We start from the raw sequence: 13110 nt of genomic DNA, 5'->3' as shown, positions 1-13110 counted from the left end.
CGCCTGAGACCGCCTTCATGCTGATCCACCTGTCCTCCTGGCCCGAAATCGATGCGCGACTGAACGACGGCGGTCCGCTGTCCAGAACGGTGATCGTGCCCATCGGCTCCAACGAGCAGCACGGACCGACGGGGCTTCTGGGCACAGACTGGCTGTGCCCGGAGATCATCGCCCATGCGGCCGAGAAGACTGACGCCAACCTGATCGTGGCCCCGACCTTCAACATCGGCATGGCACAGCATCACCTGGCCTTCGCCGGCACCATCAGCTTGCGCCCTTCGACCTTCATGGCCGCGATCACGGACTGGGTGTCGTCCCTGAGCCGTCACGGGTTCGAGCGGATTTACTTCCTGAACGGGCACGGCGGGAACGTCGCGACCATCGAGGCGACCATCTCGGAAATCTACGCCGAGTGGAGCTTCATAGAGGAGGAGCCTCCGTTTGTGCTCAAGCTGAAGAACTGGTGGGACTTGCCCGGCGTCCATGGCCTGTGCAACCGCCTGTTTCCAACCGGCCACGGCATGCACGCCACGCCGTCCGAGATCGCGGTGACGCAGGCCGCCTATCCCGAGCGGATCAAGACCGCCGACTACAGCCCGCAGATCGCGCCAAACGGGCCGATCCGCGACGCCTTGGACTATCGCGCCCGCTTCCCCGACGGCCGGATCGGCTCGGACCCGGCCCAGGCCAGCCCCGAGAAGGGACAACAGATCATCGACGCGGCGATCCCCGCCCTGTTGAGCGACATCGCGGCCTTCGCCGCAGAGACCCAACCGGGAGCGTCGCTCTGACCCGCAGGACGCCCACAGCCGCCAGCGCCGCCGTCGTCGGCGCCGAGATTCTGGCCGCCTCGGCCGAGGTGATCGCGGCTCGCACCGGGCTGATGGCCGAGGGCCTGACCAGCGCCAAGGGGCAGGACTTCAAGGAGCTGTCGCTGATGAGCTCCGAGAAGACCGAGGCGATGTCCGCCTCCGCCGAAGCCATGGCCGCCAGCGCCGGGGCCATCGGTCAGCGGCTGGGGCGTGTGGCGATGGACGAGAGCGCCCATGCCCTGCGGGCGGCGGCGGCTGTGGCCCAGGCCCGCACTCCGGCCCACGCGGCCGAGGCCCAGTTCAGCTACGCCATGGGCTGGTGGAGCCGGGCGGCGGCCCAGGCCATGACCCTGAACGGCGAACTGCTGAAGGCCCAGGCCGAAGCGCTGGCGCCGATCCACAAGACCGCGACCGCCAACGCCAAACGGCTGCGCAAAAAGAGCTAGGCCGGCTCCACCAGCTTCAGCTTGGGTTTCTTGACCTTGGGCGCCTTGACTGGACGGTCGGCCTTCTTGGCGGCTTTCTCGGCCTTCCGGGCTTCCTTTTCCGCCGCCTTCAGCGCCTTCTTGGCGGCCTTGGCCTCGGCCTTTGCGGCGTCGGGAGCGGCGTCGGCGGCGGCGGCCAGATCGGCCAGCTGATTGAGGAAGGTCTCGCGCTGGCCCTTGGGCAGCAGGGCCATGATCCGCTTGTCGGCGGCCTCGACCAGCGGGCGGGCGGCCTCCAGACGGGCGGCGCCCTCAGCCGACAGACGCACGGCCTTGGCGCGGGCGTCCAGGGTCGAACGCTCCCGCTCCAGCAGGCCCTTGCTGGTCATGCGCGTGACCAGATCGGCCAGGGTCGAGCGGTCGATGCCGGTCATGCGCACCAGTTCGGTCTGGGTCAGGCCGGCCTTGAGCGACACCGCCTCCAGCACCGCGAACTGGCGCTGGGTCAGGCCGTCGGCCCCGGTCTCCTCGGCATAGATGTCGAGCGCCAGTTGCAGGGCGCGGTGCATCAGGTGGCTGGGCGAGGTGGCCAGGGGCCCGACCTTCCTTGCCGCTTTTCCCGCCTTCACCATCGCGCCGCTCCCCTGAAGTTTCGTCCGAACACGTATCAGCTCTGCTTTACGATTTGACGGGGAAAGCGCGTCGGTTCCGTGACAGTTCCGCTTGCGCCCTAGAGCCCGGTATCGGGCGAGACGGGCGCCGGCTCGTCGTCCTTGATCAGGTGCTTCATGATGAAGAAGACCTGCCAGACGCCGAACACGGCCGAGGCGATCCACAGTCCGCCGCGGAAGGCGACCCATGTGTCGTCGGACTGGGTGCGCCAGACGATCTCGTTGATTATGCAGACGGCGGCGAAATACATGCCGTAACGCAGGGTCAGCCCGCGCCAGCCCGCGTCGGTGATGCGGATCGCCTCGCCCAGCAGATATTTGAACGGATAGCGGTTCAGCGGCAGCGACCCCAGCAGAACGACCGCCAGCAGGCCGTTCTGGATCGACAGCTTGATCTTCAACAGGTTCGGATCGTGGAAGACGATGGTCAGCACGCCGAAGATCAGGGCGAAGCCGCCGGTCAGCAGCGGCAGAGGCGCCAGCCGACGCTCCACCACATAGCCGACGATCAGGGCGATCAGCGAGGCGCCGACCAGGACCCAGGTCGCCTGAACCAAGGCTTCCTGACCGTCCAGACCGCGAGCGAACCGGTTGACCGCATAGGCGGCCATGAAGGCCACGAGGGCGCCGAAATCGACGGCCTGGCGGATGTTGGAAGCCTTCTTCGGCGTCTCGGTCATGTCAGTCTTCCAGTCCCACCAGCGAGCGGGAGAAGGCGCGGGCGTCGAAGGGTTGCAGATCCTCGACCCCTTCGCCGACGCCGATCAGCATCAGGGGGGCGTCGGACGCCTGGGCCACGGGCACCAGCACGCCGCCGCGCGCGGTGCCGTCCAGCTTGGTCATGACCACGCCAGTCACGAAGGCGGTGCGGCCGAAGATCTGTTCCTGGGCCAGGGCGTTGCGGCCGACGGTGGCGTCCAGCACCAGCAGGGTGTCGTGCGGCGCCTCGGGATCGACCTTCTTCAGCACGCGGACGATCTTGAGCAGTTCGTCCATCAGGGCGGACTTGTTCTGAAGCCGGCCGGCGGTGTCGATCAGGACGACGTCATAGCCTTCGGCCCGCGCCTTGGTATAGGCGTCGAAGGCCAGGCCTGCGGCATCGGCGCCGTCGCGACGGCTCTCGAAGTCGGCGCCTGAGCGCTCGGCCCAGACCTTCAGCTGTTCGCGGGCGGCGGCGCGGAAGGTGTCGCCGGCGACGATCATCACCTTGGCGCCCTTGCCCGTCAGATCGGCGGCGATCTTGCCGAGCGTCGTGGTCTTGCCCGACCCGTTCACCCCGACGAACAGGACGACATAGGGTTTGGGGCCGGACAGGGGGTCGAAGGTGGCCTGGCGCGGCGACAGTTCGGCGGCGACCGCCTCGGCCAGGGCCTCCTTGACCTCACGCTCGGGCGCGTCCTTGCCGAACTTCAGCCCGCGAAAGCGTTCGACGATCCGGGCCGAGGCGGCCGGGCCGAGATCGCTCTCCAGCAGATGCTCCTCCAGCTGCTCCAGCGAGGCCTCGGACAAAGGCTCCTTGACGAAGGTGGCGACGACCTGATCGGTCATCTGTTTGGAGGAGCGCGAGAGCCCAGCGGACAGGCGCTGGAACCAGCCCTTTTTCGGCGTATCGTTCATGCAGTGGCTTTAGCGGGGGCGAAGGCCGACGTCATCCGCATTCGCGAACGCGGTCCGGCCGTTCAGACGGTCGGCGACAAAAACACCGTCTAATTCGTCTAATTCGTCTGAAGTCAGGCGAGCGAAGCGGGGGATGATAGTCTCCATAAAAACGAGTCTAATTCGTCTCACTGGTCCAATGTCGGTGCCATCGGTCGAAAACCCCACATTATAGCGCGACTGCAGGCGGGGACGGCTGGCGGTCCCAAAGGAGCTACAAGACGTTGAATAGACTGACTAAAGGCCGGCAGATTGCGCTGGCTGGAGAAGCCGATATACCGCCTAACATGGCAGAGAACTTTACATATCAAAGTTTATGCACCATAAGCGGGCGTCAAAGGGGAGTTTGATCATGACCATCGCATCCATTCTGAACCGCACCGTCGGCGCCGCAGCGGCAGCCGCCCTGCTGTGTGTCGCACCGGCCGCCCTGGCGCAGGACGGGCACGGCGCCCATGCCGAAAGCGGCCATGCTCACGGCCATCAGCACGCCGACTTCCAGTCCGACCGCATCCACGTCCGCGTCGACGGCGACGCCGGCGGGCGCGACATCATCCTGATCCCCGGCCTGAGCTCGTCGCAGGAGGTCTGGCAGGGTACGGTGGATCATCTGGGCGCCGGCTGGCGCGTGCATCGCGTGCACGTCCAGGGCTTCGCCGGCGCGCCGGCCGAGGGCAATGCGCAGGGCGCGACCCCGTCGCCGGTCGCCGCGCCGGTCGCCGAAGAGATCGCGCGCTATATTCGCGAACAGGGCCTGACCAAGCCGGTCGTCGTCGGCCATTCGATGGGCGGCACCATCGGCATGATGCTGGCCGCGCGCCATCCGGATGCGGTCGGCAAGCTGATGGTCGTGGACATGGTGCCTTTCATGGGCGCGATGTTCGCCGCCCCCGGCGCCTCGGCCGAAAGCGTGACCCCGGTCGCGGACCAGATCTGGGCCGCCCAGGCCAACAGCCCGCGCGAGGCCTATGTCGCCCAGGCGACGACCAGCATTAACGGCATGATCAACACCGAAAGCCGCCGCGCCGAGGCATTGGAAGACATGCGCGAAAGCGACCAGAAGGTCTCGGCCGCCGCCTTCCGCGAGCTGATCACAACGGACCTGCGTCCCGAACTGTCCAAGATCACCGCCCCGACCGAGGTGCTTTACGTCAAGTTCAACGATCCGCGCATGACGCCCCAGATCACCGACAGCATCTATCGGATGTCGTTCGCCAATCTTAAGGACGCGCAGTTGAAGCGGATCGACGACAGCGCCCATTTCATCATGTTCGACCAGCCCCAGGCCTTCTACGCCGACCTGGACGCCTTCCTGGCGAAATAAGCGCCGTGACCCATCCGTCGGAGAAACGGATCGTCGGCCTCTATCGGGACAAGGCCGACGACTGGGTCCGGGATCGGGGCGCGACCCTGTATTCGGGCGAGGGCGGGGTTGACGAAGCGGTCTGGCTGGGCCGCTTCGTCGCCGGCCTGCCCGCTGGCGCATCTGTTCTGGACGTCGGCTGTGGTTCGGGCTGGCCCATCGGGGCCGCCCTGTTGGAGCGGGGGCATCAGGTGACGGGGGTGGATGCGTCGCCGGGCCTGATCGCCCATGCGCAGGCGACGCTGCCGACAGGCGTTTGGTTGGTGGCGGATATGCGCCGTGCGTTTCCGCCGGGTCCGTTCGACGGCGTTCTGGCCTGGCACAGCCTGTTTCATCTCAGCCCCGACGATCAGAAAAAGGTGCTGCCGAAACTGGCCGCATGCGTCGCCCAGGGTGGGCGGCTGATGTTCACCTCCGGCCAGGCGCACGGCGAGACCATCGGGCACTGGCGGGGCGAGCCGCTCTATCACGCCAGTCTTGACCCGGAGGCCTATCGCGCCTTGCTGGCCGACGCCGGATTGCGCGTGGAATACGACGGGGCGGAAAGCGGCGTGTGGCTGGCCCGGCGCGCCTTTCTTTCGGCGAAATAGCCGCTCACGATCCCGTGAAGTCGGCGGGACCGTTTCGGCGGGCGTTCATACGCGATACACAGCCGATGAACGAGAACTCGCCCAGGGCGGCATCTGAAGGACGGACATGGCGGGACCGGTGAATGCGGGCGGACCACAGGCGCAGGGCAAGCCCCGCCGGTCGGCCCTGGGACGGTTGTTCTATTGGAGCGCCGTGCTGGCGGTCTGGGGGCTGATCTTCCTGGTCGTCTTCTTCGCCGTCTTCGCGCGCGGCCTGCCGGACACCTCCAGCCTTTATCAGGTCGACCGCCAGCCCTCGATCACCTATCTGGATCGCAATGGGGCGCTGATCGCGACGCGAGGCACCCAGATGGCGCCGCCCGCCGATCTGGACGCCCTGCCGGACTATGTGCCGGCCGCCTTCATCGCGATCGAGGACCGGCGTTTCTACCGCCACCCCGGGTTTGACCCCATCGGCATGATGCGGGCGATGGCGACCAACGTCCGCGCCGGTCGGGTGGTGCAGGGCGGCTCGACCCTGACGCAACAGCTGGCCAAGAACCTGTTCCTGACGCCCGACCAGAACCTGCGCCGCAAGGTGCAGGAGCTGATGCTGGCCGTCTGGCTGGAGATGAAATTCTCTAAGAAGGAGATCCTGGCCCTGTATCTGAACCGGGTCTATTTCGGCGCCGGGGCCTATGGGATCGAGGCGGCGTCGCAACGCTATTTCGACAAGTCGGCCAAGAACCTGACGGTCGGCGAGGCCGCTCTGCTGGCGGGTCTGCTGAAGGCGCCCTCGCGCTATTCGCCGGTGTCGGAGAGCGAGCGCGCCGCCGCCCGCGCCACCGTCGTGCTGAATGAGATGGAAGAGGCCGGCGTCATTACCGCCGCCCAGCGCGAACAGGCCGTGACCCAGCCGGTCATCGTCTCGCGGACGCTCGCGACCCAGCACGCCCAGTATTTCATCGACTGGCTGGACAAGTCGATCCGCAGCCTGGTCGGCGAACCGACCGAGGACATGGTGGTCGAGACCACGCTGGACCTGACGCTGCAGACGGCGGCCGAGCGGTCGGTGCGCCGCATCCTGGATCGTGACGCCGGCAAGGGCGTGCAGCAGGCGGCCCTGGTCGCGCTGGACGGCGACGGCCGGGTGCGGGCCATGATCGGCGGCTCCTCCTATGCCGACAGCCAGTTCAACCGCGCCGTCGACGCCAAGCGCCAGGCGGGTTCGGCCTTCAAGCCCTTCGTCTATCTGGCGGCTGTCGAGGCCGGCTATACACCCCAGACCCCGGTGGTCGATCAGCCCATCACCATCGGCAACTGGTCGCCCCGCAACTATTCGGGCACGTTCAGCGGAAACATGACCCTGGCCCAGGCCGTGGCCCAGTCGACCAATACGGTGGCGGCCTACGTCGCCGATCAGGTCGGGCGCGACAGCGTGGCCCGCGCCGCGCGGCGTCTGGGCATCGAAAGCCGCATCGGTCTGGAGCCCGCAATGGCGCTGGGCGCGGTCGAGGTCTCGCCGATCGAGATGGCCACCGCCTATGACGCCTTCGCCAACGGCGGGCGCCGTGTCGACGCCTATGGCATCAGCCGCATCCGCACGCCGCAGGGCCGCGTCATCTATCAGCGCCAGTCTGGCCAGAACGGTCAGGCGATCAACAATCCGTCGCTGTACTATATGAACCAGATGCTGCGGGGCGTGGTGACCAGCGGCTCGGGGCGGTCGGCCGCGATCTCGGGACGCGACCTGGCGGGCAAGACCGGCACGACCTCGGATTACAAGGACGCCTGGTTCGTCGGCTATACCGGCGGCTTCGTCACCGCCGTCTGGGTGGGCAAGGACGACAACACCGCCATGCGCGGCGTGACCGGCGGCTCGTCGCCGGCCGCCATCTGGAAAGGCTTCATGGAGGCGGCCTTGCCGCGCCTGGACGCCCCCGCCATCCCCAACGGTCCGCCCATGCCAGAGGGGTGGATGGCGCCCGATCCGGTCGGCGACCTGATGAGCGGCCTGGACCAGAACGGCTTGCCTGTCGAACCCGTCGATCCCCTGGCCGGCGAGCCCTATGTCCCGGACGACCAGGCGCCGATGCAGCCGCCGTCGCCGCAACCGTCCAGTCCGGCGTCCCCCAAGGGCGGTTATCGCGATGCGCCGAACCCACAGCAGCCCGAAGGCCGTCCGGCGCCCGAGCGAAAGGGCGACGCCCTCTTCTTCTGATCGCGACGCAAACAGCGCGTAAAAAAGGGAGGCGATCCGGCGGTCGCCTCCCTCTGCATTTCAGGCCTGGGTCAGCGGGGGCAGGACAGGTCGCCTTCCTGACATTGGCTGAGGGTCCGCAACTGGCGTGTCCGCTCGGTCGTCAGGCGCGCGAGGCAGGTCGAATGCACCATCGGATAGGCGGACCCACCCTGAACGCCGGAGGCCTCGAACCGGCATTGCTGATCGCGGAAGCTGATCCAGGTGCGTTGGGCGGTGCGCAGCAGGGTGCGGCTGGCGGGCGAAAGCCGTCCCATTGTCGTCGTGTATTGGCTGTTCAGCGCGCGATCGGCGCGCTGCAGTTCCTGTGCGGCGTTGGCGTTCATTGTGGCCTGCGACTGGGCGCTGGCGGACGAGGCGGCGGCAGCGGCGAGGCCGAGCGCGATCGACAGGGTGATCATCGTTTTCATGGGGCGTTCCTGAGTGGACGGGCCCTGCTGAAACGCGCTTGGCCGCCGTGGTTTCCGCCTAGCGCCCCACGGCGTGCAGCGCGGCGCCGTAATCCTTCAGCCATTTCCGCCAAGGCTTGTGATCCCCGACCAGACGTTCGACCACGGACCAGTAGGCCGGGCTGTGGTCGGCGTGGACCAGGTGGGCGACCTCGTGGGCGGCGAGGTAGTCGATGACGGGGGGCGGGGCCATGATGACGCGCCAGGAGTAGCGGATGGTGCGGTTGTGCGGGCTGCAAGAGCCCCAGCGCGACCGGGTGTCGGCGATGCCCATCTTGACCGGGCCTTGGCCCAGCGCTCGCAGATGGTGGTCGGTGCGTTCCAGAAGCGTCTCGCGCGCCTCGCGCTTCAGCAGGTTCTCGACGCGGCGGGCGTAGGCCTCGCCTTCGCCGCCCGAGCGGATGATCGTCCCGTCCTCGACCAGGCGCGCGGCGCCCACGCCGGGCACGGCCTCAAGCCGCACAGGACTGCCGCGCAGGGAGATGACCTGGCCCGGTTCCAGCGGGCGGCTCTTGGGGCGGACGGCCAGGCGTTCGCTGATCCAGACGGCCTTGGATCGGGCGAAGGCGACGGCCTGGCTCAGGCCGCGCTCGGTCGGGGCGATGACCACGGCCTCGCCGGCGCGCGCGTCGATCCGCACCGACAGGCGCCGCGCGCGCGGATTGACCGACAGTCTCAGGGTCGGGCCAGAACCTTCGCTCCCGCCGGCCCCGCTTTCGTCAAGCGGCAGCCGCTGACCGTTGCGGTACGCCACCGGCGGCCTCGTTCTGGGCGATGAAATCGCGCACGCAGGGATAGATCTCGTCACGGAATCGCCGGCCGTTGAACACGCCGTAATGGCCCACGCCCGGCTGGACGTAGAGGACGCGGCGATCTTCAGGGATATTGGGACACAGGCCGTGCGCGGCCTGGGTCTGGCCGACGCCGGAGATGTCGTCCTTCTCGCCCTCGACGGTCATCAGGCCGATGTCGGTGATCCTGGACAGATCGACCTTGCGCCCGCGATGTTCCAACAGGCCGCGCGCCAGCAGGTGCTGCTGGAAGACGATGTCGATGGTCTGGAGATAGAACTCTTCGGTCAGGTCCAGCACCGACAGATATTCGTCGTAGAATTCCTCGTGCTTCTCCACCCCGTCGCCGTCGCCGGCGATCAGGCTGTTGAAGTAGTTCCAGTGAGCGTCGCGGTGGCGATCCTCGTTCATCGACATGAAGCTGTAGAGCTGGACGAAGCCCGGATAAACGCGCCGCCCGAAGCCCGCATAGGGCAGGGGCACGGTGTGGATCATGTTCGACTTGAACCAGGTGAAGGGCTTTTCCTCGGCCAACTGGTTGGTGACGGTCGGCGACAGGCGCGCGTCGATGGGCGACCCCATGAAGGTCATCGACAGCGGACGGTTTTCGTCCTCGTCCTCGGCCATCACCGCGCCGGCGGCCAGCACCGGCGGGCCGGGCTGGCACACGCCGACGACGTGGGCGCGGCCCCCGATCTCGGCCAGCATCAGCCGGACGTGGTCGATGTAGTCGAAGAAATCGAACCGCCCCTCCAGCATCGGCACCTGGCGGGCGTTGACCCAGTCGGTGACGTAGACGTCGTGGTCCTGAAGGAAGGCTTCGACCGTGCCGCGCAGCAGGGTGGCGTAGTGGCCCGACAGCGGGGCCACGATCAGGACGGCCGGGCCGGAGGCGGGCTTTCTGGCGCGCTTCAGGTCGCCGATGTTGCGGGCGAAGCGGACCAGTCGGCACCACGGGCTTTGCCAGATCACCTGTTCGGTGGTGCGCACCGGCTTGCCGCCGATGTCGATGGTTTCCAGCTTCCAGGCCGGCTTGCCGTAGCGCCGCGTCACGCTCTCGAACAGTTCTGCCGAGGCGTAGGCCGTGCGGCCGATGGCGGTGTCGGCCACCGGGTTGAACGGCGAGGTCCAGAAGGTGCGGGCCAGTTGCGCGCCGACCCGGAACGGCAGGGCCGACTGGTAGGCGAGTTCATGAAAGGCGTAGAGCATGACGATCCGATACGGCCGAGCGCCGTTTGTGCAGGGCAACATATAATGCATCACCCTGCAAAAGGATTATGGGGTCGCTGCTAACCCCGGGCCATCGCCTGTTCGATGATCCTAGTCGTCTTGTCCGGACCCATTCCATAGGCGACGGCGGTGCGGAACCTGCCGTCCGGGCCCATCAGATAGACGGTCAGGGAGTGGTTCATCGTATAGCCCTCGCCCTCGCCGACCTTCTGGTAGAAGGCGCGGTAGGCCTTGGCGGCGGTGGCCACCTGTTCGGGCGTGCCGGTCAGGCCGATGGTCCCCTTGGGAAACCCGTCGGACGACAGATAGTCCTTCAGCGCCTGGGGCGTATCGCGTTCGGGATCGACGCTGATGAAGACGACCTGCAGATTGTCCGCCTTGTCGCCCAGCCGCTGCTGCACCGCGCCCAGCTCGGCCAGGGTGGTCGGACAGAACTCGGGGCAGTAGGTGAAGCCGAAGAAGACCAGGCTCCATTTGCCGTTCAGCATCGTCTGATCGACGGGTTGTCCATCCTGATTAACCAGTTTGAAGTCGCCGCCGACGAGAGGCTGACCGGTCGACGTCACCTCGGCGCCGTCCGACGTCGGCGTCCTGCCGCTGACCACCACGACCGTGATGATGGCGAGCGCCACGGCGATGGCGATGCAGGCGCCCGCGAACAGCAGGATGGAACGACGCGGCATGACGGCCTCTCACGAAACGGATGTGATCGGTCTATAGAAGGCGTGTGACCTCGACAGAAGCCCGCATGGCGCCGCACGGCGCATCCTCTTCGGAGCCGTTGAACGGCTGGAGCGATGCCCCGCGTCGTGGTCGGGGGTTTTCACTGCGGACCCTGATCGTTCTGCGCTGGCTGACGATCATCGGCCAGAGCGCGGCGATCCTGACGGCGCATCAGGGGCTGCATTTCCCCCTGCCGCTCTGGCCCTGCCTGATCGTGATCGCCATCAGCGCGGCTGTGAATGTGGGGGCCATGGCGCGGGTACGCCGGCTGGAGGCCAGCCTGCCGGACGGGCGCACGACGGCGATCCACCTGGGCTTCGACATCTTCCAGCTGGGCGTGCTGCTGGGTCTGACCGGCGGGCTGGAGAACCCCTTCTGCCTCTTGCTGGTCGCGCCCGTGACCATCGCGGCGGCGGCCCTGCCGGCGCGTCAGGCTCTAATGCTGGGCGTGCTGGCCCTGATCGCGGTCGGGGTGCTGTTCTTCTGGTCCGAGCCTCTGCCGTGGCGACCGCACGAGAACTTCCACCTCCCGACCCTGTATCGCCTCGGCATGGCCATGGCGCTGGTGACCGGCGTGGTCTTCACCGCCGGCTACGCCTGGCGGGTGGCGGCCGATGCGGAGAAGCTGGAACTGGCCCTCGCGACCACCCAGGACGTGCTGCAACGCGAACAGAGGCTGGCGGCGCTGGGCGGCCTGGCGGCGGCGGCGGCGCATGAGCTTGGCACGCCGCTGGCGACCATTCAGGTGGTGGCCAAGGAGCTTCAGCGCGCCTCAGCCCCCGACAGCGACGCGGCCGAGGACGCGGCCCTGATCCTGCAACAGGCCGAACGGTGCCGGGGCATCCTGACCCAACTGTCGCAACAGCCCGAGGGCGACGACGCCCTGTATGCCGACGTCTCGCTGAAGGCCCTGCTGGAAGAGGTGGTGGAGCCGCACCGGGGCTTCGACCTGGCCTTTGATGTGCTGGTCAAGACGCCGCCGGGTCAGCCCGCGCCGCGCGTGCGCCGGATGCCCGAGGTGATCCACGGCCTGTCCACCCTGGTCGAGAACGCCGCCGATTTCGCCAAGACGACGGTGCGGGTCCAGGCGGTGGTGGACGCCGGCTGGATCGAGATCGAGATTCTGGACGATGGGCCGGGCTTCGCTGGCGACATCCTGCCCCGGCTGGGCGAGCCCTATGTGACCAGTCGGCCGCAGGGCAAGGCGCGCCAGGCCCTGGCCGCCCAGATCGCCGCCGCCGCCCGCCCGTCCAAGCCCCGCACAACGGTCGAGCCGGCCATCGCCCCCAGCCAGGGCGGCATGGGCCTGGGATTCTTCATCGCCCGCACCCTGCTGGAGCGGACCGGCGGCTCGGTCAGCGTGGGTCAGGGCCTGCCGCAATCGGAGGCCAAGGCGGCGCCCCGTGGCGCGCGCGTGGCGGTGCGCTGGGCGCGGCCGGCGCTGGAGGTCGCGGCATGAGGCGATTGGGTCGAAGCGTCGCAGGCGGAACCTTGGCCTTGACCCGCGCGCTACCCGTCCCGACTTGAAGCGGCAGGAGAGAGAAACGCATGTCAGAACTCGAAGCCCGCATCGCCGCCCTGCCAGACAAGTCCCTGCTGCTGCTGGATGACGACCAGGCCCTGCGCACCCGCATGGGGCGGGCGCTGGAGGCGCGCGGCTTTCAGGTGACGACCGCTGAATCCGTCGCCGAGGCGATGCAGTTGCTGCATGACAAGGCCCCGGCGTTCGCCGTGCTGGACATGCGGCTTGAGGACGGCAACGGGCTGAAGATCGTCGAAGCGGTGCGCGAAAAGCGCGAGGACGCCCGCATCGTCATGGTGACCGGCTACGGCGCCATCGCCACGGCGGTCGCGGCGGTCAAGGCCGGCGCCGTCGACTATCTGTCCAAGCCCGCCGATGCGGACGACGTGGTCAAGGCCCTGCTCGCCACCGGCGATTCGCCCGAGCCGCCCGAAAACCCGATGAGCGCCGACCGCGTCCGCTGGGAGCATATCCAGCGCGTCTATGAGCTATGCGACCACAATGTCTCGGAGACGGCGCGCCGCCTGGGCATGCACCGTCGCACCCTGCAACGCATCCTCGCCAAGCGCGCGCCGCGGTAGGGCGCGGGGCGCCATACTGTTTAGCTACCACCCAACGCGTCCTTCCGGGGCGTCCAAA

Annotated in this window: 14 protein-coding genes; 7 read left to right on the top strand and 7 right to left on the bottom strand. The window is 67.7% G+C overall.

Annotation, left to right across the window (positions count from 1 at the left end):
• Positions 1-17: 17 nt before the first annotated feature.
• Positions 18-791, top strand: a complete 774-nt coding sequence (locus O2K97_RS00345; protein WP_269220017.1) for a creatininase family protein — start codon at positions 18-20, stop codon at positions 789-791.
• Positions 792-883: 92 nt separating this feature from the next.
• A complete protein-coding gene (locus O2K97_RS00340) occupies positions 884-1258 on the top strand; it encodes a phasin family protein (protein WP_269220016.1) in 375 nt (124 codons plus the stop codon).
• Here O2K97_RS00340 and O2K97_RS00335 read toward each other — a convergent pair.
• From O2K97_RS00335 to ftsY, 3 genes are all read right to left on the bottom strand, one after another.
• Positions 1255-1869, bottom strand: coding sequence for a MarR family winged helix-turn-helix transcriptional regulator (locus tag O2K97_RS00335; RefSeq protein ID WP_269220015.1), 615 nt, complete (start codon positions 1867-1869; stop codon positions 1255-1257). The two genes, O2K97_RS00340 and O2K97_RS00335, sit on opposite strands and share 4 nt — an antisense overlap.
• A 98-nt stretch (positions 1870-1967) precedes the next feature.
• Positions 1968-2588 (bottom strand): inner membrane-spanning protein YciB, encoded by a 621-nt coding sequence (locus O2K97_RS00330; protein ID WP_269220014.1) that lies wholly within the window; start codon positions 2586-2588, stop codon positions 1968-1970.
• A gap of 1 nt (position 2589) precedes the next feature.
• Positions 2590-3525, bottom strand: coding sequence for a signal recognition particle-docking protein FtsY (gene ftsY / locus O2K97_RS00325; RefSeq protein ID WP_017505610.1), 936 nt, complete (start codon positions 3523-3525; stop codon positions 2590-2592).
• Positions 3526-3916: 391 nt separating this feature from the next.
• On the opposite strand from ftsY, the gene O2K97_RS00320 reads away from it, so the two are divergent.
• The 3 genes from O2K97_RS00320 to O2K97_RS00310 all read left to right on the top strand — a co-directional run bounded on the left by O2K97_RS00320 (position 3917) and on the right by O2K97_RS00310 (position 7717).
• Positions 3917-4888, top strand: coding sequence for an alpha/beta fold hydrolase (locus O2K97_RS00320; RefSeq protein WP_269220013.1), 972 nt, complete (start codon positions 3917-3919; stop codon positions 4886-4888).
• A 5-nt stretch (positions 4889-4893) separates the two neighbouring features.
• The gene (locus O2K97_RS00315; RefSeq protein ID WP_269220012.1) at positions 4894-5517 is read left to right on the top strand and encodes a class I SAM-dependent methyltransferase; all 624 of its coding nucleotides are present in this window, start codon (positions 4894-4896) and stop codon (positions 5515-5517) included.
• Between the two features lie 106 nt (positions 5518-5623).
• Positions 5624-7717: a transglycosylase domain-containing protein gene (locus O2K97_RS00310; RefSeq protein ID WP_017505613.1), complete on the top strand. Its 2094-nt coding sequence runs from the start codon at positions 5624-5626 to the stop codon at positions 7715-7717.
• A gap of 71 nt (positions 7718-7788) precedes the next feature.
• Here O2K97_RS00310 and O2K97_RS00305 read toward each other — a convergent pair whose 3' ends face one another.
• The 4 genes from O2K97_RS00305 to O2K97_RS00290 form a co-directional block, all read right to left on the bottom strand.
• Positions 7789-8166 (bottom strand): lysozyme inhibitor LprI family protein, encoded by a 378-nt coding sequence (locus O2K97_RS00305; RefSeq protein ID WP_055808962.1) that lies wholly within the window; start codon positions 8164-8166, stop codon positions 7789-7791.
• Positions 8167-8224: 58 nt separating this feature from the next.
• Positions 8225-8959: a M48 family metallopeptidase gene (locus O2K97_RS00300; RefSeq protein WP_269220011.1), complete on the bottom strand. Its 735-nt coding sequence runs from the start codon at positions 8957-8959 to the stop codon at positions 8225-8227.
• Positions 8925-10205, bottom strand: a complete 1281-nt coding sequence (locus O2K97_RS00295; protein ID WP_269221073.1) for a polyhydroxyalkanoate depolymerase — start codon at positions 10203-10205, stop codon at positions 8925-8927. The genes O2K97_RS00300 and O2K97_RS00295 overlap by 35 nt, the downstream gene beginning before the upstream one ends.
• An 80-nt stretch (positions 10206-10285) precedes the next feature.
• On the bottom strand, positions 10286-10909 hold the full coding sequence (locus O2K97_RS00290) for an SCO family protein (protein WP_269220010.1): 624 nt from the start codon (positions 10907-10909) through the stop codon (positions 10286-10288).
• A gap of 44 nt (positions 10910-10953) precedes the next feature.
• Here O2K97_RS00290 and O2K97_RS00285 point away from each other — a divergent pair, with 44 nt between their 5' ends.
• Positions 10954-12408: an ActS/PrrB/RegB family redox-sensitive histidine kinase gene (locus O2K97_RS00285; protein ID WP_269220009.1), complete on the top strand. Its 1455-nt coding sequence runs from the start codon at positions 10954-10956 to the stop codon at positions 12406-12408.
• An 89-nt stretch (positions 12409-12497) separates the two neighbouring features.
• Entirely contained in the window at positions 12498-13052 is a 555-nt protein-coding gene (locus O2K97_RS00280; protein WP_269220008.1) for an ActR/PrrA/RegA family redox response regulator transcription factor, read from the top strand.
• Positions 13053-13110: the final 58 nt, after the last annotated feature.

Source organism: Brevundimonas vesicularis, assembly GCF_027105095.1.
GTDB lineage: Bacteria > Pseudomonadota > Alphaproteobacteria > Caulobacterales > Caulobacteraceae > Brevundimonas > Brevundimonas vesicularis_E.
Note: the sequence above shows the minus strand (reverse complement) of the source record. Positions and strands in the feature narration are given on the sequence as shown.